Raw genomic sequence first — 25,987 nt, forward strand, 5'->3', positions numbered from 1 at the left:
CCGATCTCAGTGTTTTGTACTGCCTTATGTACCGCTGCTAGGTGCTGGCAGCGAGAGCGGGCCTGTATGGGATAAGCTCCTTTTAAAGTTCGTTGTTGATAAATATGGAAGCGCTCCATCAATTATTCAGCCGTACGAAGCGTTTTATTCGTCGGCAGAGAACTGGTACACGGTTGTATAGCGATATTCTTTTCTAGGCTTCAGTACCGGTGACGGGAATTCAGGATGGTTGAGCGCATCAGGGTAGAACTGTGTCTCAATAGCGATGCCGTCATAGTGATGGTAATCTGTACCGGCTTTGCCTTCTGATTCGGAGATGAAGTTGCCGGTGTAGATCTGAACACCGGGCATATCTGTACTGACATACATCTTAAGTCGTGTCTTTGGGGACATGAGTGTGCAGCATGGACGCATGCCTTCGCCGTCAATGCAGAAGTTGTGGTCATAGCCACCGGCCAGTTTCAACTGTGGATGATCGGCGTTGATATCCTGACCAAGGGTTTTGCCTTTACGGAAGTCAAAAGGTGTATTCTCAACGTCTAAAAGCTTTCCAGTTGGAATCAGATGTTCATCAACCTCTGTGAAAGAAGAAGCGTAGAGTTCTAGTGTATGATCCAGAATAGAGCCGGCATCTTCTCCGGAAAGGTTAAAATAAGTATGGTTTGTGATGCTGGCAATGGTATCCAGTGTCTCAGAGTTGTTCCAGCCTGTGTAGTTCATAACAAAATTGTCACAGTCATCAAATGTATAGCTGACGATGAACATAAATTCACCGGGATAACCTTCTTCGCCGTCAGGTGAGATACGGCCGAAAGTAACGGTATCATCACTGTCGATCTTGGCTTTGAACATTTGCTTGTCAAAACCTTTCAAACCGCCATGGAGATGGTTCTCACCCTCATTGGCTGCCAGTGTATAAGTCTGGCCATTCAGAGAAAAACTGCTTCCGCCGATGCGGTTGCCCACGCGGCCGATACAGGCCCCCATGAAGTCTGTGTGTTCTTCGTATTCTGCAACTGTATTGTAACCGAGACAGCAGTCGATAACTTCACCCTCGGCGTCTACAATATTGATAGACTGAACAGTGGCACCATAATCCATAATGGAAACGGAGTTGCCCATTTTGTTGGTAATCGTATATAATGTGACAGGCTCACCATCTTTGGTTTTGCCGAATTTGCGGCGTGTAACGCTCATTTCTTTCACCTCATCTTATTCGTCATTACAAAATAGTTCCTTGATTATTATCAAAAAAATTTTGCAAATGCGTGATATATTCAGTAAATAGTATAATACATTTTGAGGTAAAAATCCAGTTTATTCGTCTTTGAATTGGCGCCCTGTATTGTCCATATGATATTTTCCTGTGTAGATTAGCTGGGAGATTGGGACGATTTCATACCCTTTGTCCTGAAGACCTGTGATAACACGCTCCAATGCGTCTTTTGTGTATTTGGCACCATTATGCATCAGGATGATAGCGCCGTCTCCAAGCGCTTTGTGGTTTAATATGGTGTCCACGATGCTGTCAGCGCCGTAGTCTTTCCAGTCCAGACTATCGACAGACCATTGGATCACATGGTAGCCGAGAGCGTTGGCAGATTCGATCAATGTGTTGTTGTAGTCACCGTAAGGAGGCCTGAAAAGAGTCATTTCTGTTCCGGTGAGTTCTTTGACTTTATCGTGAGGTTTTTGAATTTCAGCGAGACATTCATCGGAAGAGAGCTGAGACATCTGTTTGTGATTTTCGGAATGATTTCCAAGATCATGACCTGCTGCAGCGATTTTCTTTACATCTTCGGGATAAGATTCAATCCAGCCTCCGGTCATAAAAAATGTGGTTTTGACATTGTATTTGTCGAGAATGGAAAGCAGGGTTTCGGTATCTTCATTGCCCCAGGCCGCGTCAAAGGAAATAGCTACCTGAGGTTTGTCGGTGTTCACACAGTAAATGGGCAATTTGCGTTCAAACCTTGCGAAGACGGGAAGTGAGGAAAGGGATGGCTTGAAAAAGTGAAAGACAGCCAGAGAGAGGAGCAGAAGCGTGCAGACTGTGCAGCCTGTTTTCAGAAAGAGTGAAAGGGAGTGTTTCATGGCATAAAGTCTCCATGATCATTTTAGAATAGTATATGATGTCAAAAAAGCCGGTATGCATAAAGCATACCGGCTAAAAGAATTCATACTGTTATGTATGGCTTATTATTTAGCAAGACCCATGATCTCATCTTTGAAGATTCTTTCATCCATAACCTTAACATCTTTGATGATAGGTTTGAAGTCCATATGAGCAAGGATATCTTTCTCAATATCAACACCAGGAGCAACTTCGATCAGTTCGATGCCTTCTTTTGTAAGCTGGAATACACAGCATTCTGTTACATAGAGGACCTTCTGACCTGTCTTGTTAGCGAAGTCAGCTGAGAAAGTGATTTGTTCAACATTCTCAAGGAATTTGTTCTTGCCTTTAACTGTGAATGTACCACAGAATACAACAACTGGTGTGTTCTGTGTGATGTTGATGAAACCACCACAGCCAGCGATTCTAGGACCGAACTTGGAAACGTTGATGTTACCAAATTTATCACACTGAGCAAGACCGAGGAAAGCGATATCAAGACCACCACCATCGTAGAAGTCGAACTGGAAGCTCTGATGAAGGATTGTATCAGGGTTAGTTGTAACACCGAAGTCACCGCCTGAAGCAGGAACGCCACCGATTGTACCGGACTCAGTTGTAAGAACCATGCCTTCGATACCTTCTTCAGCTACGATATTAGCAACACCTTCCGGCATACCGATACCAAGGTTAACAACAGCGCCAGCTTTAAGTTCCATTGCACAACGACGAGCGATGATCTTACGAGCGCTCATTGGCATTGGCTCCATTGCAGACATAGGAATTCTCTTCTCGCCTGAGAAAGCTTCGTTGTGGTAAGAACCATTTGTCTGTTTAGCACAGTCGCTGTCAACAAGAACGATTGCTTCGATATAGATACCAGGAACTTGAACAAAACGTGTATCAAGAGAACCATATTCAACATAGTGGCTCTTTTCAACAGTAACAATAACCTTACCGCCTGTTGTATAAGCTGCCTGAGCGATTGGAAGGATATCAGCAAGAGTACCTTCTTCTTCAAGAGAACAGTTACCCTGTGTATCAACATAAGATGCATGGATAAGTGCTACATCGATAGGAAAGCTAGGATAGAACAGTTTTTCTTCGCCGTTGAAGTTGACTTTCTTAACATAGCTGCCTTCTTCACGTGCTTTATCATTCAGCATACCGCCTTCAACATCAGGGTCAACGAATGTGTTAAGACCTACATGAGTTAAAAGACCAGGTCTGCCTGCTGCGATCTCACGGAATAATTCAGAGAGACAACCCTGTGGCATGTTATATGCAGCAACTTTATTTTCAAGAGCGAGCTTCTGAATTCTAGGAGCCAGTCCATAATGTCCGGCGATGACCTTCTTAAGAAGACCTTCTTCGCCAAGGTGGTTAACCTGACCTACATTGTTGCCTTCTGCATCTTTACCGCCGCCCTGTCCAGCTGCATGTACAAGTGTGAGGTCTCTTGGTGTACCTTCTTCAAGGAATGATTTCTGGATCGCTCTCATCATGCCCTCTGGCTGTACTGCACCAACAAAACCATTAGTAGCGATTGTCATACCGTCTTTGATATAGGCTTTTACTGCCTCTTCGGCTGTCATTAATTTTGCCATTTTAAAGTTCCTCCTTTTTATCTGTATCAATTACATGCGTAACAGATACCTATCTGCTCTTCTATTATAATGTAAATTAGTACAATTTGTAAATACGTCTTTTTTGATAAAATGGAATAGACTCATGCCGAATATGAATATTATCAATAAAAACATCCAAAAGAGAGAGTTGAAATATGTTGACAATAACTAAAAAACAGGGGTTGACAAAAAATAAACAACTTTCAAAAATGGTGAAAAATACTAAGAACAAGCAAAGATTATGTATGAATAATATGATATATGACGAATTATTAGTATGCAAAATAAATTTCAAAATGGGCATGCAGCAGATAAAAGATAGTTAAAACAAGGGCAAATAATGATTATTCCGTCGTTTTATGTGGCAATTTGACGATAAATAGATTATAATAGGAGAGTAAGTGCGTATTATTGTTAAATAAGGGAGGAACTAATGTGGATCTGAAAATGGAAGTTACTCAGACTCTCGGATTATCACAACGAATGATTCAGTCGACAGAAATTCTTCAAATGAGTGCTCAGGAACTGGACACTTATCTCAAAGAACTGGCGGTGGAGAATCCGGTTGTTGATATAGAAGAGAAATTTGATAAGTCAAGGGAATCTGAGCGGGATGCGGAGCTGCAGAAGAAATTGGAATGGCTTGCAAGCAGTGATGAGCAGAATCGTGTCTATTATTCGGAGGAATACAGTAGCGACGATGATGACAACCAGGATATGTGGAATGTCAGTGACAACAGAGGGGAGGATTTGGCGGAGTACCTGATCAGTCAGTTGGTGACCATTCCTTTAACTGATAAGGAGCAGGCAATTGCGGAGTATCTGATCGATCTGCTGGATTCCAGAGGTTATCTGACGGAAGAAACAGATCAGATTGCTGCCCAGTTGGAGACAGAAGAGGATGAAGTAGCCCGGATGCTTCAGATTGTTCAGAGCCTGGAACCGGCCGGTGTGGGCGCAAGGAATCTCAGTGAGTGCCTTTTGATTCAGATGGACCGTCAGAAAATTGAAGATACGATTGCCAGGAAGATTGCGGCGAATTACCTGGAACAGCTTGGCAAGAATCAGCTGCCTCAGATTGCAAGGAAGCTGAAGGTGACGGTGGATGATGTGCTTCAGGCCATGGAAGTGATCCGTGAATTGAATCCGAAGCCGGGTAATAGTTTCAGTTCCAGAGAGAATCTGAAATATATCACACCGGATGTAACGGTTGTGAAGCTGAAGGATTATTATGAGATTTTGCTGAATGAATATATGTATCCGAAGATGTCTATTAATGGATATTACCGCAACATGTTAAAAGCAGGCAATGACAAGGAGACGAAGGATTATGTCACAACAAAGGTGAAACAGGCAGAATGGGTGATGCAGTGTGTTTCACAGAGAAATGTGACGTTGATGAATGTTTCAAAGTGTATTGTGGATGTACAGGAACGTTTCTTTACATATGGTCCGGGGTATCTGAGGCCTTTGAAACTGGCGGATGTGGCTGAGATGGTAGGAATCCATGAATCCACAGTCAGCCGGGCAGTGAAGGACAAGTATCTTCAGTGCTCATGGGGAATTTTCCCGATGAACTATTTCTTTATTGGTGCCATCAGCAAGGCCGGTAATGAGAATGCGGCAACAGCTGATACAGCCAAGAATCTTCTGAAAGAAATCATTACGGATGAGAATCACGAGAAACCGTACAGTGACAGAATTTTGTCTGAGAAGCTGGCGGAGAGAGGTGTTAAGATATCAAGACGTACCGTTGCCAAGTATCGTGAGGCAATGGGAATTAAAGATGCCAGTGGCAGGAAAGTATTTTAAGGCTTTCACTGCCGCTGGCAGTTTTTTTATCTTCATAAAGTTATTGGGCATGTATTGCTTCTTTCTGTTTAAGAATATTCACTTCTTTAACAACAAGATAAATGGACAGCAGAGCTGCAGCCAGATCGGCGCATGGACCGGCGTACATAATACCGTCAATGCCCATGATATACGGCAGCAGGATAATTAAGGGCAGCAGAAAAAGAATCTGTCTTGTCAGTGACAGGATAATACCCTTCTGAGCTTTACCTACAGCTGTAAAGAAGTTGGAGGCAATAGGTTGAAGACAGTTTACAAATGTGAAAAACAGATAGATGCGGAAATATTCTTCAGCAAAGGTAAAATAATCTTCACTGCCGCTGCCGAACAGGCTGATAATCTGTCTGGGCAGGAACTGAAACAGCAGAAAAGAGATGATCGATATCACAAAACCTGCTTTTAAGGCCAGATGCAAAACTTTACGCACCCGTCCGTAATTACCGGCACCATAGTTGTAACTGGCGATTGGCTGCATGCCCTGAGAGATACCGATGATCATGGAGAAAAGCACCATATTAACCTTGGCGATGATGCCGGAACAGGCCAGCGGAATTTCACTTCCGTAAGAGGAAAGTGCACCATAATGACTCAGGGAATTATTCATGACGACCTGTACGATCATCATGGCAATCTGATTAATAAAAGGTGATGCCCCCAACAGAACGATATGCATGATATAATTTACCTTCGGTTTTAATTCACTCAGATGCAGGGGTACTGTTTTGAAATGACACATGTAGCGGATTACAAGAAGTGCCGAGATAATCTGACCGATAATGGTTGCATAAGCTGCACCAGCCATACCCATATGAAAACCGAAGATGAACAATGCATCAAGCACTGTATTGACGATAGCCCCCACCAGATTGCAGATCATTGAGAACTGCGGACTGCCGTCGGCACGGATCAGATGACCGCCGCCAGTGGCAAGAATCAGGAAAGGAAATCCAAGGGAAGTAATGCCGGTATAAGTTCTGGCATAATCAAGAACCTGATCGGTAGCACCAAAAAGCAGAAGCATCGGTGTCAGAAAAAGTCGGACAATGATACAGAGTACAATACCGCAGGAAACAAGCATCAGAAGTGCGTTGCCCATATAGGCAGCGGCTTCTTTTTTTCGTCCGGCTCCCATAGCCAGATTAAAACGGGCGGCACCGCCGATACCAAACATCAGGCTGAAGGCAACGCAAGTGGGGGTCAGAGGAAAGGCGATGTTTGTTGCTGCATTGCCAAGAAGACCAATGCTCTGGCCGATAAACAGCTGGTCGATAATGTTGTAAAGAGAGCTGACCAGCATGGCAATAATACTTGGAACGGCAAATTGGCGCAGCAATTGTCCGATGGGTTTGTCCGCCATCGGGTGAGTAGTTGTTGTCATAAAAGATTCCTCATTTCTTTCAAAAATTTTTGAGCTGCGAAAAATGAGTTTATCCTAACAATGAGCTGTTCATTTGTTCATTGTTTCGGATGGTACTGATTTCGCAGCAATCTATTTGTTGAATAGTAAACTAATTAAAGACAATAGTTAGTATAACATTGGATGTATTTTATGGCAAAGGTAATTTGTGAAAAAAATAGTTATTTTTGAAGATTTTTAAAATACAACATGATTAAAATGACGACGTATTTTAAATATATTTATAGAAAATAGCTATTTTATTATAGAAAATGTCATTTAATACAAAGGAATATTGACAGTTTTATTGAAAAAAAGTATACTATATAAAAATAGGTCATACCTATATAGGTCGTACCAATTTTCCATGACTTAATTAACGGGGATTTTTAGGAAGGAAATAGAACATGAGTGAAGGAAATCTGCTGTCTGAAGAAATTACACAGCGGTTGCTCCATGAGATCAGAGAGGGCTGCTATGCAAATTGCAGAAAGCTGCCGCCGGAGCTGACTTTGGCCAAGGAGATGGGGGTCAGCCGGACACTGATCAGAGATTGCCTTTCCGCTTTGGAAAGGGAAGGATTTATCAGTCGGAAGCATGGCGTGGGAACGATTGTGAATCCGCATATTCTAAACGCAACGACAAGAATGGATCTTGAGAAAGAGTTTCTTGAGATGGTCTCGGATGCCGGTTATGTGTCGGATATGAAGATTGAGCGTATTGACAAGATTCCTGCAGAGAAGGAAGTAGCTGCAAAACTTCATATAGAAGAAGGTGATCTTGTGCTGATTTCGGAACGCCTTGTAACGGCAGATGGACGGCCGGCGATTTACTGTATGGATTATATTGCGGAGGCCAATGCCAAAGAGGGTTATGATATCAAGCTTCTTAAGGAGCCGGTGTTTAAGTTTATTGAACAGTGCTGTGAACAGGAGATTTATATGGATCTGACGGAGATCCGGGCGGTTGCAGCCGGTGAGGATCTGGCAGAGATTTTGAATGTGGACAGGCAGGCACCGCTTTTATATATGGATGAGATTGGATACAGCTTTATGGGAGAACCGCTTTTGTATTCCAGGGAATATTATGTGGACGGTATTCTCAGTCATAAAGTACTGCGAAAGAAGATATAGGAGGAAGTTATGTATACAGCAGCAATTATGAAAACAGAACTGGAGGCTTCAAAAGGCACACGTAAACTGGATATGCGTATTGACAATATCCAGCTGGTGAATGTTTTTACACGGGAGATTTATCCGGCCTCCATCGGTATTTATAATGAAAGAATCGTGGCTGTTGGACGTGTTGAAACAGAGGCGGATCAGGTGATTGACGGCGCGGGCGCTTATGCTGTTCCGGGCCTTATAGATTCTCATATTCATATCGAGACGACGCTTCTGACACCGGAAGCTCTGGGTGAGGTGATTATTCCATGGGGAACAACAACACTTTGTGTGGATGCCATGGAAATTGCCAACGTGGCAGGTATTGACGGTCTGCTGGCAATGATCAAGGATTCAGAGAAGCTGCCTTTCAGACTGCTTCTTGAGATCCCTTCCAGAGTACCTACAGCGCCTGGACTTGAGACAACAGGCGGTGTGCTGGGGGTTGAGGAAGTAACGCAGCTGCTGGAACTGGATGAGGCAGTGAGCCTTGGTGAACTGGATCCTTCCAAAGTCCTTGGTATGAAGGAAGAATATTTAGAAAAGATACTGGCCAGCCTGAACAGACGCAAGATCTGTAATGGCCATGCCATTGGACTGGGTGTGGATGATCTGAATATTTACGCAGCCGGACATCTCAGTGATGACCATGAATCAGTTTATTATGAAGAGCTGTTAGAACGCCTGAGACTTGGTATTATGCCGTTGATCCGTGAAGGCAGCAGTGAACGCAATGTAGATACACTGGTGCCGGGTATTGTGAAGAACAATCTGCCGACAGACAATATGATGTTTTGTACAGATGACAAGCATGTCAACGATATTTTCAAGGAAGGCCATATCAGTTACAATGTGAAGCGTTCCATTGAATTGGGACTGGACCCTGTACAGGCGATTCAGATGGCAACCATCAATGCGGCCAAGCATTTTCGCCTGGAAGACAAAATCGGTTCAGTGGCACCGGGACGTTTCGCCGATATTCTTCTGATTGATGATCTGACAACCATGAAGCCGAAGCTTGTGTTAAAGAGCGGACGTATTGTGGCAGACGAGAATGGTGCCCGTCCGGTGCCTGAGAAAGCTTATCCTGAGAAGTTATTTGATACCGTTCATATTGGTGCAGATTTTTCAGCGGAGAAGTTTATCATCCATTCTGAGGGCAAACGTGCCAAATGCCGTGTCATTGATCTGATCAAGGACCAGATTATTAATAAAGAAATCTTTGAGTGGATGGATGTCAAGGAAGGACAGATTGCAGCGGATGTGGACAGAGATATTCTGAAGCTGGCTGTTGTCGAACGATACGGCAAAAATGGCCGTGTTTCTACAGCTCTGGTGCATGGTTTTGGACTGAAACAGGGAGCTCTGGCAGCTTCGGTTTCTCATGATCATCACAATATTGTTGTGGTGGGAACCAATGACAGGGATATGGCTGTCTGCGTCGAAAAGCTTCAGGAACTTCACGGCGGTTTTGTTTCGGCAGTGGAGGGACAGGTGGTTGACGCACTGGCATTGCCTCTTGGCGGTCTGATGTCCACTCTTCCGGCGAAAACAGTGATGAAGCGGATGGATGAAATGAATGGAGCAGTTGAGAAGATGGGATGCCCGATGAAAGCACCATTTATGTCGTTATCCTTTATTTCTCTTCCGACAGTGCCGGAACTGGGATTGACAGATTTTGGCCTGATTGATGTACTGGGCCATCAGATTATTGATATGATCGTAGAGACGGAGGCGTAACATGGAAAGTTACACGGGAAAAGGCCGGGGCCGCGTGGAAGGCATGGACAAGGCCACCGGCAGAGCGGTGTATGCGGCAGATTATTATGAGGAAAATATGCTGCATCTGGCGATTGTCCGATCAGCGTATGCCCATGCCAGGGTTTTGGATATCGATACATCGAAGGTGCCTGAGACGGCCTGGGTTTTTACAGCGAAAGACATTGTGAAGAACAATGTTCAGGACATTCTGCCGGATCAGCCGCTGTTGGTGGAGGATAAAGCACGATTTCTTGGTGAAGCCATTGCTGTTGTGGCAGCTGAATCCGAAGAAGCAGCAAAGGCAGCTGCGGCAATGGTGCAGGTGACGTACGAACCCCTTCAGGTTGTCACGGATGCATTGATGGCAGCAAAACCCGGCTGTATCCGGGTGCATGACGATACAGAGAATGATGTGATTCGTTTTGATAACGAAAAAGGCAATGTGGCACAGGGGTTTGCTGAGAGTGATTTGATCGTTGAAGATGATTTTTATACGCCGATACAGGACCATGGCTATATGGAGCCGGACGCCTGCATGGCGAAAATTGAGGAGGATGGGCGTCTGCTTGTCTGTTCTTCAACACAGAATGTTTTTCATGATTTGAGAATGGTCTGTGATATTACAGGTCTTACAGAAGATCAGGTACATATTGTAGCAGCCACTGTTGGCGGCGGTTTCGGCGGTAAGGACGGCAGTACCGCACAGCTGTTTACGGCTCTTGCGGCATTTAAGACGAGACGTCCCTGCAAGCTTATTTTCAGTCGTCAGGAATCCCTGGCAACAACCTATAAACGACATGCGGTCTATATGCATGTGAAGATGGGCTTTAAGAAAGACGGAACGATGGTGGCCTTTGACGGCAGCGGTTATCTGGATACAGGTGCTTACGGCGGCCTGGGGCCGGCTGTGTTAAGCCTTTTTTCAGAGCATTTTGCAGGACCGTACAATATTCCGAATGTAAAGATCAGCAGTCATCTCTGCTATACCAATAAACCGGTGGCTCATGCCATGAGAGGTTTTGGGGCACCCCAGGGCGCTTTTGCGACAGAATCCCTGATCAGCAGGGCTTCGAAACTTTTAGGCATTGATCCGTTGGAAATCCGTTACAAGAATGGTATTGAGACAGGCATGTACGGCGGCGTCGGACAGAAAATGCGCCATTTCGTGGACTTTAAAGGGGCACTGAAGCTGATCGAACAGTCTGAACTCTGGCAGGAGAGAAAACACAATACGGACCCATATGTCGGATACGGCATTGCAGGCGGGCACCTAAGCTGCGGTCTCGGCAAGAATATTCCGGATCAGGCAGAGGTGAAGATTGAAGAAGCAGATGGCCATTATACAATTTTCCTTGGTCTGGTAGATATCGGACAGGGAAGCCGGACGGCACTGCAGGCTATGGCGGCGGATGCTCTGGAGACAGATTTTGACAATGTTTCCCTTGTGATGGCAGATACCGACAGAACATTGGACTGCGGATCTACGGCCGGTTCCCGTTCCACATTTATCGGCGGCAATGCCATGCTCAATGCCATAGAGAATTTTAAAAAAGGCGAGATGGAAACAGGAAAAGCAGATTTCCCTGAGAGTGAGGAAAGTTTTTCCATCGCCGGTTTCCCACATGCGATGTATACATTTATTGCCCAGGCTGTGAAGCTTCGGGTGGATCCTGTCACAGGGCAGGTAGTGCTTCTGGATATTGCAGCAGCAACGGAAGCAGGAAGAATTATCAATCCGTTGGCGATGGCGGGACAGATTCAAGGCGGTGTGGCTATGTCTGTGGGCTATGCCTTTGGTGAGAATTGTCAATTTAAAGAGGGACGATTGCTCAATGACAGTATGTCTACGTATCTGATGCCCACGGCCATGGATTTGCCGCGGATTCAGAGTCTGCATGTGGATGGTTATGAACCGTCGGGACCGATGGGCGTCAAGGGCGCTGCAGAGGTATCCACCGTATCTATCGCTCCGGCGATCGCTGCGGCAATTAATGAGGTATCAGAAGGCAGATTGACCAGTTTGCCTTTCGATATAGAAACTATTTTAAATGGCTTAAAGAAATAGCCAAAGGAGGAAAAGAGATGAAAAAAGGACTCAAATGGATGGCAGGACTTCTGACACTGGCCATGGTTGTCGGTTCTTTTGCAGGATGCGGCAGTTCATCCTCAAAGGAGACAGCAGCAGGTGAATCTGCTGCTGCAACAACAGCAGAATCAACAGCTGATACAGCTTCAGCAGAAACAGCAGGCAAGAAATTGAAAGTGGCTTTGATTCTTCCTGGCAAAAAAGATGACGTATCTTTCAACCAGGCAATGTATGAAGGTATGAAGAAGTATGCAGATGCCAATCCGGACAAGATTGACCTGAATGTAACTGAGAATGTTTATGAAGTTGCAGATATCGAACCTGCACTGATGGATTTCGCTGATCAGGGTTATGATGTTATCTTTGGTCATGGCTTCCAGTTCATGGAGCCAATCGTCAAAGTTGGCGCTCAGTATCCGGATACCTATTTCCTGCTTGGTACAGGTTACAAATCACTGGATAACACAGCTATCTATGATGTAGAACTTGAAGCAGGCGGTTATGAAATGGGTGTGATCGCAGCACTGGCAACACAGACAAATAAGATCGGTGTTATCGGCGGTGCAGATGCTTCCGAGATCAAACGTGGTCATGAAGGCTTCAAGGCTGGTGCCAAATCTATCAATCCTGATATCGAGATCCAGGAAGTTTACACAGGTGACTGGACAGATACAGCCGGTGCAAAAGAAGCAGCTATCGGTATGTATGACGCTGGCGTGGATGTTATCTGGCATTCAGGTGATGGTATTGGTCTTGGTGTTGTTCAGGCAGCTGCTGAAAAAGATATGTACTGCCTCGGCAACGTAGCAGACCAGAAGACATTAGCTGAAAACAATGTATTATCAGGTGTTGTTTATCAGTGGGATGCCATTATTGCCAATGTTTTTGATGATATCAACAATGGTACATTCAAAGGCAGAGCAGAAGATGACAGATACTATTGGATCAATGCTGAAAATAGTGGTTTAGGTATTGCAGACATTAATGATCCTAAGGGCTGGCTGACAGACGATGACAAGCAGGTGATTACGGATACATGGTCCAAACTTCAGTCTGGTGAAATCAAAGACTATCTGCCGGAAGATATTCAGTAATCAGAATAGGAGTCATGTCTGCAGTGCAGACGATCATTCCGACAATGGGAGATGGATGCACAGCCCGTGGGCTGTGTGTCCCTTCTCTGAAAAACACAGGGACGTTCAAACACAGGAGGATTTGTAAATGGACAATCTGGCAGTCAGTATGCAGGGAATAACAAAAATATTTAACGGTGTCAAAGCCAATGACAATGTGGATTTCAATCTGAGGAAAGGTTCAATCCATGGTCTGTTAGGAGAAAATGGTGCCGGAAAGACAACACTTATGAATATCCTGTATGGTTTATATCAGCAGGAGGCCGGTGATATTTATATTAACGGCAGCAAAGAAGAAATTTCATCACCGATAAAAGCAATCTCTCTCGGCATCGGTATGGTGCATCAGCATTTTATGTTGGCCAGACCGATGACAGTTGTGGAGAATGTTATGCTGGGCAAAAAGTCCAGAAGAGGCGTTCTTCTTGATACAAAGGAGACGGCTACGGAACTGAAGGAACTGGCAGATAAATACAAAATGAATATTGATCCATATTCAAAAATCTGGCAGTTATCCGTTGGTGAACAGCAGAGAGTAGAGATTTTAACAGCTATTTATCAGGGGGCAGATATATTGATCCTGGATGAACCGACAGCGGTTCTGACACCTCAGGAGGCCAATATACTTTTTGATATGCTGCGTCATATGAAAGCGGACGGCAAATCAATCATTCTGATTACCCATAAGCTGGAAGAGATTATTTCTATCGTTGATGAAGTCACTGTTTTACGAGATGGTGAGCTGATAGGATCAAAACTGGTTGATGAACATACAACCAAAGAAGAACTGACGAAAATGATGGTGGGAAGGGATGTTCTGTTTAATTTCGACAAGAACCAAAAGGCCCCCGGAGCAGTGAAAGTGGAACTGAAGGGCCTTTCAGCCAGCAATGACAAAGGCCTTCCGGCACTGACAGATTTTAATCTGACTGTTCATGAGGGAGAAATCCTTGGTCTGGCCGGTGTAGACGGCAACGGACAGAAGGAATTATGTGAAGTTCTGACCGGTCTTAGAAAAGCGGATGGCGGACAGTTCCTTTTTAAAGGAAAAGAAATGATCAATCAACCGCCTGTTTTCTATATCAACAGTGGTATTTCCCATATTCCTGAGGACAGAATGACAACCGGACTGGCACTGAACTGGAGCCTTAAGAAAAATCTGATCATCAAGAAGTTCCACAAAGCGCCATTTTCAAAAAATGGGCTGCTGAATCAGAAGGCCATTGATGCCTACTGGGATAAATGCCAGAAAGAGTATCAGATTAAGGCCAATTCCGGAGAAGACCATGCAAGAGCCTTATCCGGCGGTAATCAGCAGAAAGTCATTCTGGCCAGAGAATTGGATGATCATCCGGAAATGGTTATTGCCAATCAGCCGACACGAGGCCTTGATATCGGTGCATCGGAATATGTCAGACAGAAAATTCTGGATGCACGTAATGATGGTGCAGCAGTTCTTCTTGTATCTGCGGATCTTGAGGAAATTCTGCAGCTCTCGGACAGAATCGCTGTCATCTATGACGGCAAAATAATGGGTATCCTTCCGGCAGGCACCGATACAAATACGATTGGTATGCTGATGATGGGACACAAACAGGAGGAAAAGGCATGAATTCAAAAATCATCAACAGTATCAAACAATTTGTTATTGCGGTACTGACGATTGTTCTCGCACTGGCAGTGGGTGCGATTCTTGTGCGGATTTCAGGCAATGACCCGGCAGAAGCATATACAACACTGTTTCGGGGAGCCCTTGGCTCAAAAGCCAGGATATCCGAAGTCCTTGTCAAAATGATTCCGCTGACATTGATGGCACTTGGTATGTCCATCGCTTACAAGGCACAGCTCTGGAATATCGGTGCCAATGGTCAGCTGACCATTGGTGCGATTCTGGCTATTCTTCCAGGTATTTATCTGGGACTTCCGACAGTGATTTTACTTCCACTGTCCCTGATTTTGTCTGTTCTCGGCGGTGCTCTCTGGTGCGGTCTGGCGGCCTGGTTAAAAAACCGTTTTAATGCTAATGAAGTTATTACAACGCTGATGCTGAATTATATTGCGACCTATTTTCTGGCATTTCTTGTTTATGGTCCGATGATGGACCCTGACGGCGGCGGCTTCCCGCAGTCAAAAGTATTGCCAGATGTCTATCATCTGCCTTTGTTCTCTGCACAGATGCGAATCCACGGCGGTATTGTGGTGGCAGTCATTGTTATTCTTATGATGTTTTTCTTCTGGAGAACAAAGCTGGGCGTGAAGATTGATCTGATCGGACAGGGTGATAAGATCGCAACCTATGCAGGTGTGAATGTGAAGAAAACAGTCATGGTGGCCATGCTGATTTCCGGTGCACTCTGCGGTTTGGCTGGATGGAATGAAGTGTATGGTGTTCAGTACAGACTTTTGGAAGGTCTTTCCAGCGGCTACGGGGATATCGCAACGATCATCGCATTGCTTGGTGGCCTGAATCCATTGGGTATTGTGATCGCTTCCTTCTTTTTTTCAGCTCTTCTTGTGGGCGGTGCAACCATGCAGCGTATGACAGAAGTACCATATTCTGTTGTAGATATTATTCAGGGCCTGGTGATCGTTTTTGTTATCGCAAGAACAGCGATTCATTTCGGATGGCCGCAGAAATTACTGAGGAAGGGGAAAAAAGATGCTTAGCAGTATTTTTACAGTAGGATTTTTAGTGAGTTTACTGGCGGGAACCATCCGTCTGGCAACACCGATTCTTCTTCCGGCGCTGGGACAGATTTATACACAGCGGGCAGGTATTCTGAATCTGGGTGTAGAAGGAACAATGACGATCGGAGCCGTCGCAGGCTTTTCAGCAGCATATAAAACTGGCAATCTCTGGATTGGACTTTTGTCGGGTATGTTTTTCGGTATGCTGTGGAGTCTGATCATGGCATGGCTTTCAGTCACCATGCGTGCCAATCAGGTCATCGCGGGTATTGCCCTGAATATTCTTGGTGCGGGTACAGCGGTTTATGTATATCGTATCATTTTTGGTGTACAGAGTCTGCCGCCTCAGGTAACACCGTTTGCAGCCGTGAATATTCCGGTATTATCATCCCTTCCGGTGATCGGACAGATTTTCTTCCAGCATAATATTCTGGTTTATCTCAGCTATGTGATGGTATTTGTGACATGGTTTATCCTTGAAAAAACAACATTCGGGTTAAAAATCCGTGCCGTGGGCGAGCATCCACGCGCAGCAGATTCCAAGGGTATCAGTGTGGCAGGTGTCCGTTATGCAGCGGTACTCATCGGCGGTCTTTATGCTGGTGCAGCAGGTGCATTTATGTCTATTGCTTATATGAATCTTTTCACAGAATCCATTGTCAGTGGACGTGGCTTTATCGCCGTCTCTGTTGTTATTTTTGCTCGTTTCATGCCGGTGAGAGCCATGTGGGGTGCGCTGCTTTTCGGTTTTGCCAGTGCCCTTCAGATGCGTCTTCAGGCCCTGGGCATTGATATGGCCAATCAGCTGATGCTGATGCTGCCGTATATCATGACCATTGCAGCGCTGATCTTTGCTTCCAAGAAGGCGGAATTCCCGAGTGCTTATACGATTCCTTATTCCCGATTGGAGCGATAGGAATGAAGAAGACAACCAAAATCATCATCGTACTGCTGATTGTCATCATTGCAGGTATAACGGTTGTGACCAGTATGAAACATGTAGCTGATGGACCTTCTGAGGTCTCCGCTGAGAAAGCAGCTATGGCCTATGCGGAGGCTATTGATTATCAGTATGAGAATCCTGCGGTTATTTATGAATTTATGACAGATGACTTCCGAAAGGTTATGGATAAAAGTGAGTTTATCCGGGCTTTTAAGAAAGAACGGTCCTATCCGTATCTGACGCCGCTTTTTATTAATTATGACAGAGTAGAACTCAATGAAGACGGGACAACCGGCACTGCTTACTATTCCCAGGCAGCCAGACTGCCGGGAATGGTCTATGAAGTTGGACTTGTTTATGAGGATTCCAACTGGCATATCAAGGATTTTGATGACTTTTTGGACGGCAGTTATCTGGACAAATTCGATACAGTCACCTATGATCTGAAGAGTTATTTTGATACGGAGTATCCGGAAGATGAAGAAACGGAATCCGGGACGGAATAACTGTCGACCAGATGTCCGGTGGAAAAAATGCGCTTTGAAAGAATGCATAAAATATGAGTCATGGAAGGATGACGAAAAAATAAAAAGGATAGTGGGGGATAGAGATGTCACAGATGCTGATTCCAAATACAGTAACAGAGGCCTGTCAGATGCTGTCATCCGGCAATCGTGTGGCCTGTGCAGGTGCCACCAATCTCTATGTGGACAGAGAAAAGGGCAAATATCTGGACAGAGATATTGTCAGTCTGCATCGATTAAAAGAACTGTCAGGCATCAGAGAAGAGAAGGACGGCTGGCATATAGGCAGTCTGACAACATTTGACCTTATAGAAGATGTTTTCAGAGGACAAGGTTCAATGGATGCACTGGCTGAGGCCGCATCCCTTGTGGGCGGCCCTCAGATCCGCAACAGAGGAACCATTGGCGGCAATATTTTGTCAGCTTCTCCGGCGGCGGATACCGTGCCGGTTCTGATGGCGCTGGATGCAGTGTTGGTTCTTGTGTCAGAAACTGGTCAGCGTATGGTATCCATCAACGGATTTATGAAGGGACCGGGACGAACGGCTATTCATCAGGGGGAAATTTTGACTGAAATTGTCATTCCATTCAAGACGGGTGCCGCAAGATTCAGGAAGGTCGGCAAAAGGAATGCACTGGCCATTTCAATCATCAATGTAGCCGTTTATATGGAAAAGGAAGCGGGCAGGATAACGGCCCTGACCATCGCCATCGGTTCAGCAGGCCCGACAGCCCTTCGTGCATTTCATACAGAAGAATTGCTGCGTACCTGGAAAAGACCGGACAGTGAAGAAAAATGGCAGTCTCTTCATGAAGAAATTGCCATTGCCCTGTCGGAGGATATTTCACCGATTGATGATATTCGAGCAACAGGAAGTTATAGAAAAACTGTGGCAGACAATTTGGTACTGCAGCTTGTAAGAGAATTATGGGAGGCATGTGAAAAATGAAAACACTAGATTTTATTTTAAACGGAGAAGCCTGTCATACAGAAATTCCTGAAGATGCCACATTATTAAAGGTGCTGAGAGATATTCTTCATTTGACGGGAACAAAAGAGGGCTGCGGCGAAGGTGACTGTGGTGCCTGCACGGTTCTGGTAGATGGAAGAAGTGTCAACAGCTGTCTGTTTCCGGCTGTTCAGGCGGAGGGATGTCAGGTCATGACCATTGAAGGTGTTGAGGCCCATCCGGAGCTGGCCAGGATACAGAAGGCCTTTGTGGATTATGGTGCGGTTCAATGCGGTTTCTGTTCTCCGGGCATGATTATGTCTACAGTGGCACTGCTTCAGAAAAATCCGAAGCCCACGGAAGAAGAAATCCGACGCGGCTTATCCGGCAATATCTGCAGATGTACAGGCTATCAGGCCATGGTGGATGCCATTCAGTCACTGGCATAATAGGTGTTGACAGAAGTACTTATTAACTGTAAAATAAATATATCAATGGATTATATATGTTCATAATCAGGTTGAGCGTTTCTACCGGCTGCCGTAAACAGCCGACTATAATTCCCGAAGGCGGGAGAGTCGGCTTGTACGGCGGCCTTTCTTTTTATTTATCAGAAGGATAGTAAGCAGTCATATCAGCCTGAACTCTGTATATGCTTGAATAAACCTTACCAACGATTCCGATCAGAAGTATCGGAGCAGATTTGAATGAAAATGGGTGATGAGTATGAACAATTTTATTATGAAGGGTGATATCTGTTACAGTGAGACTTCTGATACATTGAGGCTCTGTGAAGATGCGTATCTGATCTGTGAGAACGGCAGATCAATGGGCGTATTTACACAGATTCCGGAGAATTATCAGCATTTTGAAGTGCTGGATTACACAGGGCATATGATTGTTCCGGGATTGTCCGATCTGCATGTGCATGCACCGCAGTATGCTTACAGAGGTCTTGGAATGGACATGGAACTGCTGGAATGGTTGGAAACCTATGCATTTCCGGAAGAATCCGGTTATAAAGAACCGGCCTACGCGGATAAGGCATACAGTATGTTTGTGCAGGATCTGAAGTATAGTCCGACAACACGTTTTTGTGCATTTGCGACGATCCATACATCGGCTACATTGAAATTGATGGCCCTCCTGGAGAACTCCGGTTTAAAGGGCTATGTGGGCAAGGTCAATATGGACAGGAACAGCCCGGATTATTATTGTGAGGAAAGTGCAGAAGCCTCATTGGAAGCAACCAGAGAATGGCTTATGCAGTCGGAGCAATTTCATAATGTCCGTCCGATCATTACCCCGCGTTTTACACCGAGCTGTACTGATGCACTGATGATGGGACTTGGGGCAATCGCTTCTGAGAACCATCTGGCGGTCCAGTCCCATTTATCTGAGAATCTCGGTGAAATTGACTGGGTGAAGGAACTGTGCCCTGATTCAAAGAACTATATGGATACCTACATAAGTGCCGGCTTGGCAGCACCCGGAAGAAAATCCATCATGGCACATTGTGTGTACTCTGATGAACGGGAGATACAGATGATGAAGGACAATGACACCTACGCGATCCATTGTCCGCAGTGCAATATGAACATTGCATCCGGCATTGCCCCTGTGAGAAAGTGGCTGGATATAGGCGTGCATATGGGACTTGGATCAGACGTAGCCGGAGGTGCCACCCTTTCCATCTTCAGAACCATGATGGAGGCCAGACAGGTATCCAAGCTCGTATGGAGACTGCTGGATCAGAATCTGAAGTCGCTGACCCTGGAAGAAATCTTCTGGATGGGAACAAAAGCCGGCGGCAGTTTCTTCGGCAAAGTCGGCAGCTTCGAACCGGGATACGAACTTGACGCCCTTGTCCTCGATGAGAGCCGCATGCCGCACCCGCAGGCCCTCACCCTCAGACAGCGGTTAGAGCGATATATCTGTTTGTCAGAGAACGGAGATCTACTACATAAATATGTCTCCGGAAATAAGATTTTTTAAACAAAAACAGTTAAACAAACCAGCTTTTAGATGCGGCAGGTGCAAAATTTATATTATATTAGGAAGAGCCCAGCCCGTTAGCAGATCCATACGCAGGTGCTTCCAACATGGCCGGTACTTAGGCATTGTTTTGTAATGCCTTATGTACCGCTGCCAATGTTGGGCAACGCGAGTGTGCCTGCGTATGGATCTGCTAACGGGCTGGGTTTTCAAAAACTGGAAAAATTTTGCACGTCGCATCAAAAGTGGAAGGAGGAGCGTTATGGGGATTGGAAAAAACATTCAGCGTGTGGATGCCCGTGCCAAGGTAACGGGCCAGGCGAAATATACGCAGGATCTGATGACACAGCCGATGATGGTGGCGAAGGTGGTACACAGTACCATTGCCAATGGTGTTGTGACTGGATTTGATTTGGATGAGGCATTAAAAGTGCCGGGGGTTATAAAGATTGTTACCTGTTTTGATGTGCCGGAGATTGATTTTTGTACGCCGGGGCATCCGTGGTCTGTGGAGGCGGCGCATCAGGATGTTCAGGACAGGCGTCTTTTGAATCAGCGGGTCCGTTATTATGGAGATGACGTGGCAGCTGTCATTGCAGAAGATGAGATTGCAGCTGTTAAGGCAGCACGACTTGTGAAAGTACATTATGAGGAATACCCGGCACTGGTGGATGTGGCAGATGCCATGGCGGAGGGAGCCGTGGCTATGCATGACAATGTGCCGGATAATATTTTGAAACATACATCTTTCGCCCTGGGTGATGAAAGCTTTGATGAAGCTGTGAAAGAAAAGGGACTTATTTTGGTGGATCAGACGTATGATACCCAGCGTGTACAGCACTGCCATATTGAACTGCCGGTTTCCTTTGCGTATCAGGACGGCAACGGCAAGATTACCGTAACCACATCTACACAGATTCCGCATATTGTCCGCCGTGTCATCGGTCAGGCCCTTGGTATTCCATGGGGACAGGTCAGAGTGATCAAGCCGTATATCGGCGGCGGTTTCGGCAATAAACAGGATGTACTTTATGAACCGCTGAATGCTTTCTTAAGTCTGCAAGTGGGCGGTCGTCCGGTGAAACTGGAACTGACCAGAGAAGAAACATTTGCGGATACAAGAGTGCGTCATGCGATCCGTTTTCATATGCAGGGAGCTGTAAGACCGGACGGTACACTGGTGGCCAGAAGAGTAGAAGCTTTTTCTAATCAGGGCGGTTATGCTTCCCATGGCCATGCGATTGTCGCCAATGCCTCCAATATGATCAAGCAGCTTTATCGGGATGAAAAGGCCCTTGAATCGGAGAGCTACACGGTTTACACCAGTACAGTGGCCGGCGGCGCCATGCGTGGTTACGGTATTCCACAGGGAGATTTTGCAGCAGAGTGTCTGATGGATGATCTGGCGACAGCCATTCATATGGATCCATTAGCCTTTCGTTTGAAAAACTGCATGGAAGAGGGATATAAGGATCCACATAACGGTATTACATTTTACAGCTATGGCCTGAAGAAATGTATTGAAGCGGGCAAAGAGGCTGTGCATTGGGATGAAAAGCGAGCCGCTTATGCCTGCCAGACAGGCAGCAGACGACGTGGTATCGGTATGGCGATTTTCTGTTACAAAACCGGTGTTTATCCGATTTCTCTTGAAACTGCCACATGCCGTATGGTATTGAATCAGGACGGTTCCATTCAGTTGATGATGGGAGCCACAGAGATCGGACAGGGAGCGGATACCGTCTTTACACAGATGGCGGCAGAGGTACTTGGCGTGACAGAGGATAAAGTGTATATTGTTTCCACCCAGGACACAGATGTCACACCTTTTGATACCGGGGCTTATGCTTCCAGACAGTCTTATGTCAGCGGCAAGGCTGTGAAGAAAACAGCAGAGATGATGAAGGAAAAGATTCTTGAATATGCAGCCTGGAAATTGAAGATGGATCAGCAGACACTGGATATCCGCAATAATATGATTGTGACAGCAGAGGGCGAAGAACTGCTGACAATGGAGGCACTGGCGACAGAGGCATTGTACAGTCTGGAACGTTCTGTCCATATCACTGCTGAGGCCACCAGCCACTGCAAAGAGAATACATTTGCCAGCGGTGCCTGTTTTGCGGAAGTGGAAGTGGATATGCCGTTAGGCAAAGTCAATGTACTGAAGATTATCAATGTCCATGACAGCGGTATTCTGATGAACCCAAAACTGGCTGAGGCCCAGGTGCATGGCGGTATGAGCATGGGCCTTGGTTATGGACTCAGTGAAGAATTAATGTATGATGCGAAGGGAAAACCGCTGAACAACAATCTTCTGGATTACAAGCTGCCGACGGCCATGGATACACCGGAGCTGAATGTTGAGTTTATAGAATTGCAGGATCCGACAGGACCTTTCGGCAACAAAGCCCTGGGAGAACCGCCGGCTATTCCGGTGGCACCGGCTATCCGAAACGCAGTTTTGCAGGCAACAGGCATTGGCTTTAATCAGCTTCCGATGGAGCCTCAGAGACTGGTGGCAGCATTCAAAGAAAAAGGACTGATATAGGCGGGGGGATGACATTATGTATGATATTGGATCATTTTATGAGGCAGCCAGTGTAGAGGATGCAATCAGGAAATTGCAGGAATGGCCGGATGCAGAGATTATTTCCGGCGGCAGTGATGTTTTGATCAAGATCAGAGAAGGCAAATTAGCAGGCCGATCCCTTGTCAGCATTCACAATATTGCGGTATTAAAAGGGGTGACAATGGAAGAAGACGGAACCATCGTGATCGGTCCGGGAACGAGTTTTTCTCATATCACGGCGCATCCGCTGGTGCAGCAGCATATTCCGATGCTTGGATATGCCGTTGATCAGGTGGGCGGCCCGCAGATCCGCAATATCGGCACCATTGGCGGCAATGTCTGCAACGGTGTCACCAGTGCGGACAGTGCGTCATCTCTGTTTGCCTATAATGCGATTCTGGAGTTGACGGGCCCGGAGGGCATCAGACAGGTGCCGATTCAGGAATTTTATACAGGTCCGGGTAAAACCGTACGCCGCCATGAGGAAGTGATGACGGCCATCCGTATCAGACGCAGGGATTATGAAGGGTACACCGGATGCTACATCAAATACGGCAAGCGAAATGCCATGGAGATCGCGACCCTGGGGTGCGCCTGTCTGGTGAAGCTGTCATGGGATAAGAAAGTTGTCGAAGACATGCGGATCGCTTACGGCGTGGCGGCACCGACGCCTGTCAGATGTCCGGAGACAGAAAAATCAGTTTCAGGGCAGGCTGTTTCAAATGCATTGCTTCTTCAGACCGGCAAAGGTGTTTTGAATGAAGTGAATCCGAGAACTTCATGGCGTGCCTCGAAGGAATTTCGTCTGCAGCTGGTGGAGGAACTGGCAAAACGTGCTATGGCGCAGGCCATAAGAAATGGGGGAGGTGAAGTCGATGCTTAAGATTATCCATATGAATGTGAATGGCAAAGCAGTGGAACTGGCCATTGATGACAGAGAATCTTTGCTTGATACTTTGCGTAATCATCTGGGATTGACCAGTGTGAAAAAAGGCTGTGAAGTGGGAGAGTGCGGTGCCTGTACTGTACTGGTGGATGGAGAAGCTATCGACTCATGCATCTATCTGACTATGTGGGCTGAGGGCAAACACATTCTTACAGTGGAGGGACTGCAGTCACCGACAGGAGAACTCTCGGAGATCCAGCAGGCTTTCGTGGATGAGGCAGCGGTCCAGTGTGGTTTTTGTACACCGGGCATTATTATGTCTGCGGTGGAGATAATCGGAACAGGACGCAAATATACCCGGGACGAACTCCGAAAGCTCATCTCTGGGCATCTTTGCCGCTGTACCGGCTATGAGAATATATTGAACGCTCTGGAAAAAGTGGTGGGCTATTAATAATTATCTATCCGAGAATCTCATTGAAAGCCTGGGTGGCCTTTGTCATCTGTTCCTGTGTCAGGGAGGAGTAGTTGACTACCAGTATATGCTGTATGGCTTTCTCCGGGTGATAGTAATATTTGGATAACGGCATAATGCGGATGCCTTTGGCTGCTGCCCGCTGACAGATGATCTCATCCGTGAGTTCGGTGTCTATCTTCATCAGAAAATGCAGACCGGCGTCCTCACCTTTGATGGTGACATGATTGAAAAGAGGACTGCTTTTGATGCACTGCAGCAGCATATCCCGCTTGTCGTGATAGTGAATACGCAGACGGTTGATGTGTTTTTCAAAGTGTCCTTTGTTGATAAAGGCAGCCAGTGTATATTGTTCAAAATTGGATACCGTGCAGGAATAAAACTGCATCTTGGCATAATAGGCCTTCACCAGATGTTTCGGCAGTACCATATAGCTGATACGGACGGTGGAGGCCAGTGTTTTTGTAAAAGTATTGATATAAATCACTTTCTCAAGAACATCGATGCTCTGAAGGGTTGGGATTGGCTGGCCAGTCAGACGAAACTCGCTGTCATAATCATCTTCGATAATATAGCGGGAAGGCGCTTTTGAAGCCCATCCAAGGAGTTCGTATCGTCTTCCGATAGGCATGGTGATACCCGTTGGAAACTGATGGGAAGGGGAAATATGAATGACATCGATATTTTTCTCCTCCAGTTCTGAAATCCGGATGCCGCTGTCATCCATGGCAATATAATCACAGTCCACATTGTGGCTGTTGTATATTTTGGCGATTTTGTGATAACCTGGATCCTCAATGGCGTATTTCTTGTCAAAGCCCAGCAGCTGAATGAGGATACCGTATAAATATTCCGTTCCGGCCCCGATGATAATCTGTTCCGGGGAGACGTGCAGACCGTGAAAATCCTTCAAATGTCTGGCAATGGCTTCTCGAAGCTCCAGTATACCACCGCAGGGAGGATTGATCATCAGCTTCTGCTGACTGTCACTGAGCAGTTCCCGGATGAGTCTTGACCAGATAGAAAAGGGAAAATATTCTGAATCTGTCTGGTTGCTTGTAAAGTCTACAGCAAAATGAAGGCTTTCTTCCATATCAGCTTTTTGAATCATGGATGGGCTGTCGATGGATGAGGAAGAACCGTTGTCTTCCTCAAAGGGATGCATCTGTTCCACAGGAAGGATCGTATGGATATCGGAAACAAAATAGCCCTTTTTGGGGATAGAATAAATATAGCCTTCGGCGATTAACTGGGCATAGGCATTCTCAACAGTGATGGTGCTTATGCCCAGATTTTTGGCAAAATTTCGTTTGGACGGCAGTTTCTCTCCCATAGAGAGATTCCCGCATAATATATCATTTCGTATGCATTTATATAAATGTTCATATAAAGAATCTGACCCTGTTCCGGCAAAAGAGTAGGTAAGCATCTGGCATGTAACCTCCAATCTGGCCATCTTAAATAATATCAAAATGGCTATTTATTTATGTTCAGATTTCATTATAATGGAAAAAAACTTAGATGTAAACAAAGGAGAACGAAAATCATGGCAGAAAACAGATATGAATTAAATAAACAGCTGGCCATCTCTTTTCATCCGGAACTGGATGGCGATAACCGGCTGCATCAGTACTTTGTTCAGATGGTATCTTCATCTCTCAATAAAGAGAAATAGCGGTCCAGATAGATTTTGTGGGCAACAGTGATGATCATATTGCAGAGCATGGTTTTCTCGTTAGAGAAAGTGCCATGCTCTTTTTCTGTGTTATGGTCGGTATCTTTTCTGGCATCGGCCATATCTAATTGAAACACATGCCAAA

At 45.7% G+C, this 25,987-nt stretch carries 21 protein-coding genes, 1 pseudogene and 1 riboswitch; of the genes and pseudogenes, 16 read left to right on the plus strand and 6 right to left on the minus strand.

Annotated features, from left to right (window positions below):
- Positions 1–144: 144 nt before the first annotated feature.
- From WMO25_RS02810 to WMO25_RS02820, 3 genes are all read right to left on the minus strand, one after another.
- The gene (locus tag WMO25_RS02810) at positions 145–1,197 is read right to left on the minus strand and encodes an aldose epimerase family protein (protein ID WP_349083985.1); all 1,053 of its coding nucleotides are present in this window, start codon (positions 1,195–1,197) and stop codon (positions 145–147) included.
- 120 nt (positions 1,198–1,317) lie between these two features.
- A complete protein-coding gene (locus WMO25_RS02815; protein WP_349083987.1) occupies positions 1,318–2,094 on the minus strand; it encodes a polysaccharide deacetylase family protein in 777 nt (258 codons plus the stop codon).
- 105 nt (positions 2,095–2,199) lie between these two features.
- Positions 2,200–3,723: an acyl CoA:acetate/3-ketoacid CoA transferase gene (locus WMO25_RS02820; protein ID WP_349083989.1), complete on the minus strand. Its 1,524-nt coding sequence runs from the start codon at positions 3,721–3,723 to the stop codon at positions 2,200–2,202.
- Between the two features lie 456 nt (positions 3,724–4,179).
- Between WMO25_RS02820 and rpoN the strand changes: the two genes are divergently transcribed.
- The gene (gene rpoN / locus WMO25_RS02825; RefSeq protein ID WP_208728692.1) at positions 4,180–5,556 is read left to right on the plus strand and encodes an RNA polymerase factor sigma-54; all 1,377 of its coding nucleotides are present in this window, start codon (positions 4,180–4,182) and stop codon (positions 5,554–5,556) included.
- Between the two features lie 40 nt (positions 5,557–5,596).
- On the opposite strand, the gene WMO25_RS02830 is transcribed toward rpoN, so the two are convergent.
- Positions 5,597–6,973 (minus strand): MATE family efflux transporter, encoded by a 1,377-nt coding sequence (locus tag WMO25_RS02830; protein WP_227081614.1) that lies wholly within the window; start codon positions 6,971–6,973, stop codon positions 5,597–5,599.
- 425 nt (positions 6,974–7,398) lie between these two features.
- Between WMO25_RS02830 and WMO25_RS02835 the strand changes: the two genes are divergently transcribed.
- From WMO25_RS02835 to xdhC, 14 genes are all read left to right on the plus strand, one after another.
- Positions 7,399–8,124, plus strand: coding sequence for a GntR family transcriptional regulator (locus tag WMO25_RS02835; protein WP_349083992.1), 726 nt, complete (start codon positions 7,399–7,401; stop codon positions 8,122–8,124).
- A 9-nt stretch (positions 8,125–8,133) separates the two neighbouring features.
- Positions 8,134–9,894: an adenine deaminase gene (ade, locus tag WMO25_RS02840; RefSeq protein WP_349083994.1), complete on the plus strand. Its 1,761-nt coding sequence runs from the start codon at positions 8,134–8,136 to the stop codon at positions 9,892–9,894.
- Position 9,895: 1 nt separating this feature from the next.
- On the plus strand, positions 9,896–11,980 hold the full coding sequence (locus WMO25_RS02845) for a xanthine dehydrogenase family protein molybdopterin-binding subunit (protein WP_015514677.1): 2,085 nt from the start codon (positions 9,896–9,898) through the stop codon (positions 11,978–11,980).
- 17 nt (positions 11,981–11,997) lie between these two features.
- Positions 11,998–13,095, plus strand: a complete 1,098-nt coding sequence (locus tag WMO25_RS02850; protein ID WP_349083996.1) for a BMP family protein — start codon at positions 11,998–12,000, stop codon at positions 13,093–13,095.
- A gap of 127 nt (positions 13,096–13,222) precedes the next feature.
- Complete coding sequence (locus WMO25_RS02855; protein ID WP_349083998.1) at positions 13,223–14,746, plus strand: ABC transporter ATP-binding protein; 1,524 nt, start codon at positions 13,223–13,225, stop codon at positions 14,744–14,746.
- Entirely contained in the window at positions 14,743–15,801 is a 1,059-nt protein-coding gene (locus tag WMO25_RS02860; RefSeq protein WP_349084000.1) for an ABC transporter permease, read from the plus strand. The genes WMO25_RS02855 and WMO25_RS02860 overlap by 4 nt, the downstream gene beginning before the upstream one ends.
- Positions 15,794–16,738 carry an ABC transporter permease gene (locus tag WMO25_RS02865; protein WP_015514673.1) on the plus strand — a complete coding sequence of 315 codons (945 nt, stop codon included), beginning with the start codon at positions 15,794–15,796 and terminating at the stop codon, positions 16,736–16,738. The genes WMO25_RS02860 and WMO25_RS02865 overlap by 8 nt, the downstream gene beginning before the upstream one ends.
- Positions 16,739–16,740: 2 nt before the next feature.
- Positions 16,741–17,271: a hypothetical protein gene (locus tag WMO25_RS02870; RefSeq protein WP_349084002.1), complete on the plus strand. Its 531-nt coding sequence runs from the start codon at positions 16,741–16,743 to the stop codon at positions 17,269–17,271.
- A 104-nt stretch (positions 17,272–17,375) separates the two neighbouring features.
- The gene (locus tag WMO25_RS02875; RefSeq protein WP_349084004.1) at positions 17,376–18,239 is read left to right on the plus strand and encodes an FAD binding domain-containing protein; all 864 of its coding nucleotides are present in this window, start codon (positions 17,376–17,378) and stop codon (positions 18,237–18,239) included.
- Positions 18,236–18,688, plus strand: coding sequence for a (2Fe-2S)-binding protein (locus WMO25_RS02880; RefSeq protein WP_015514670.1), 453 nt, complete (start codon positions 18,236–18,238; stop codon positions 18,686–18,688). Before WMO25_RS02875 ends, WMO25_RS02880 begins: the two co-directional genes overlap by 4 nt.
- Positions 18,689–18,718: 30 nt before the next feature.
- A riboswitch (purine riboswitch) is annotated at positions 18,719–18,816 on the plus strand.
- A 149-nt stretch (positions 18,817–18,965) separates the two neighbouring features.
- On the plus strand, positions 18,966–20,234 hold the full coding sequence (locus tag WMO25_RS02885; protein WP_349084011.1) for an amidohydrolase family protein: 1,269 nt from the start codon (positions 18,966–18,968) through the stop codon (positions 20,232–20,234).
- Between the two features lie 262 nt (positions 20,235–20,496).
- Positions 20,497–22,785: a xanthine dehydrogenase subunit XdhA gene (gene xdhA, locus WMO25_RS02890; protein WP_349084006.1), complete on the plus strand. Its 2,289-nt coding sequence runs from the start codon at positions 20,497–20,499 to the stop codon at positions 22,783–22,785.
- A gap of 16 nt (positions 22,786–22,801) precedes the next feature.
- The gene (xdhB, locus tag WMO25_RS02895) at positions 22,802–23,689 is read left to right on the plus strand and encodes a xanthine dehydrogenase subunit XdhB (protein WP_349084008.1); all 888 of its coding nucleotides are present in this window, start codon (positions 22,802–22,804) and stop codon (positions 23,687–23,689) included.
- Entirely contained in the window at positions 23,682–24,146 is a 465-nt protein-coding gene (gene xdhC, locus WMO25_RS02900; RefSeq protein WP_215631601.1) for a xanthine dehydrogenase subunit XdhC, read from the plus strand. Before xdhB ends, xdhC begins: the two co-directional genes overlap by 8 nt.
- 7 nt (positions 24,147–24,153) lie before the next feature.
- Here xdhC and pdxR read toward each other — a convergent pair whose 3' ends face one another.
- Positions 24,154–25,596 carry a MocR-like pyridoxine biosynthesis transcription factor PdxR gene (gene pdxR / locus WMO25_RS02905; protein WP_349084009.1) on the minus strand — a complete coding sequence of 481 codons (1,443 nt, stop codon included), beginning with the start codon at positions 25,594–25,596 and terminating at the stop codon, positions 24,154–24,156.
- Positions 25,597–25,713: 117 nt separating this feature from the next.
- Between pdxR and WMO25_RS02910 the strand changes: the two genes are divergently transcribed.
- Positions 25,714–25,842, plus strand: a complete 129-nt coding sequence (locus WMO25_RS02910; protein WP_253060055.1) for a hypothetical protein — start codon at positions 25,714–25,716, stop codon at positions 25,840–25,842.
- On the opposite strand, the pseudogene WMO25_RS02915 reads toward WMO25_RS02910, so the two are convergent.
- Positions 25,806–25,987 (minus strand): annotated as a pseudogene (locus WMO25_RS02915) (DUF1836 domain-containing protein); the annotation flags it as partial. The gene WMO25_RS02910 and the pseudogene WMO25_RS02915 sit on opposite strands and share 37 nt — an antisense overlap.

This window comes from Coprococcus intestinihominis (assembly GCF_040096555.1).
GTDB classification, from domain to species: domain Bacteria; phylum Bacillota; class Clostridia; order Lachnospirales; family Lachnospiraceae; genus Coprococcus_A; species Coprococcus_A intestinihominis.

Coding starts and splice junctions, on each gene's coding strand:
- WMO25_RS02880 (WP_015514670.1), top strand. CDS start 18,236: ATGAAAACACTAGATTTTATTTTAAACGGAGAAGCCTGTCATACAGAA.
- WMO25_RS02845 (WP_015514677.1), top strand. CDS start 9,896: ATGGAAAGTTACACGGGAAAAGGCCGGGGCCGCGTGGAAGGCATGGAC.
- WMO25_RS02870 (WP_349084002.1), top strand. CDS start 16,741: ATGAAGAAGACAACCAAAATCATCATCGTACTGCTGATTGTCATCATT.
- WMO25_RS02850 (WP_349083996.1), top strand. CDS start 11,998: ATGAAAAAAGGACTCAAATGGATGGCAGGACTTCTGACACTGGCCATG.
- WMO25_RS02830 (WP_227081614.1), bottom strand. CDS start 6,973: ATGACAACAACTACTCACCCGATGGCGGACAAACCCATCGGACAATTG.
- WMO25_RS02815 (WP_349083987.1), bottom strand. CDS start 2,094: ATGAAACACTCCCTTTCACTCTTTCTGAAAACAGGCTGCACAGTCTGC.
- ade (WP_349083994.1), top strand. CDS start 8,134: ATGTATACAGCAGCAATTATGAAAACAGAACTGGAGGCTTCAAAAGGC.
- WMO25_RS02820 (WP_349083989.1), bottom strand. CDS start 3,723: ATGGCAAAATTAATGACAGCCGAAGAGGCAGTAAAAGCCTATATCAAA.
- WMO25_RS02855 (WP_349083998.1), top strand. CDS start 13,223: ATGGACAATCTGGCAGTCAGTATGCAGGGAATAACAAAAATATTTAAC.
- WMO25_RS02885 (WP_349084011.1), top strand. CDS start 18,966: ATGAACAATTTTATTATGAAGGGTGATATCTGTTACAGTGAGACTTCT.
- WMO25_RS02860 (WP_349084000.1), top strand. CDS start 14,743: ATGAATTCAAAAATCATCAACAGTATCAAACAATTTGTTATTGCGGTA.
- WMO25_RS02865 (WP_015514673.1), top strand. CDS start 15,794: ATGCTTAGCAGTATTTTTACAGTAGGATTTTTAGTGAGTTTACTGGCG.
- pdxR (WP_349084009.1), bottom strand. CDS start 25,596: ATGCTTACCTACTCTTTTGCCGGAACAGGGTCAGATTCTTTATATGAA.
- WMO25_RS02910 (WP_253060055.1), top strand. CDS start 25,714: ATGGCAGAAAACAGATATGAATTAAATAAACAGCTGGCCATCTCTTTT.
- xdhC (WP_215631601.1), top strand. CDS start 23,682: ATGCTTAAGATTATCCATATGAATGTGAATGGCAAAGCAGTGGAACTG.
- WMO25_RS02835 (WP_349083992.1), top strand. CDS start 7,399: ATGAGTGAAGGAAATCTGCTGTCTGAAGAAATTACACAGCGGTTGCTC.
- WMO25_RS02875 (WP_349084004.1), top strand. CDS start 17,376: ATGTCACAGATGCTGATTCCAAATACAGTAACAGAGGCCTGTCAGATG.
- xdhA (WP_349084006.1), top strand. CDS start 20,497: ATGGGGATTGGAAAAAACATTCAGCGTGTGGATGCCCGTGCCAAGGTA.
- WMO25_RS02810 (WP_349083985.1), bottom strand. CDS start 1,197: ATGAGCGTTACACGCCGCAAATTCGGCAAAACCAAAGATGGTGAGCCT.
- xdhB (WP_349084008.1), top strand. CDS start 22,802: ATGTATGATATTGGATCATTTTATGAGGCAGCCAGTGTAGAGGATGCA.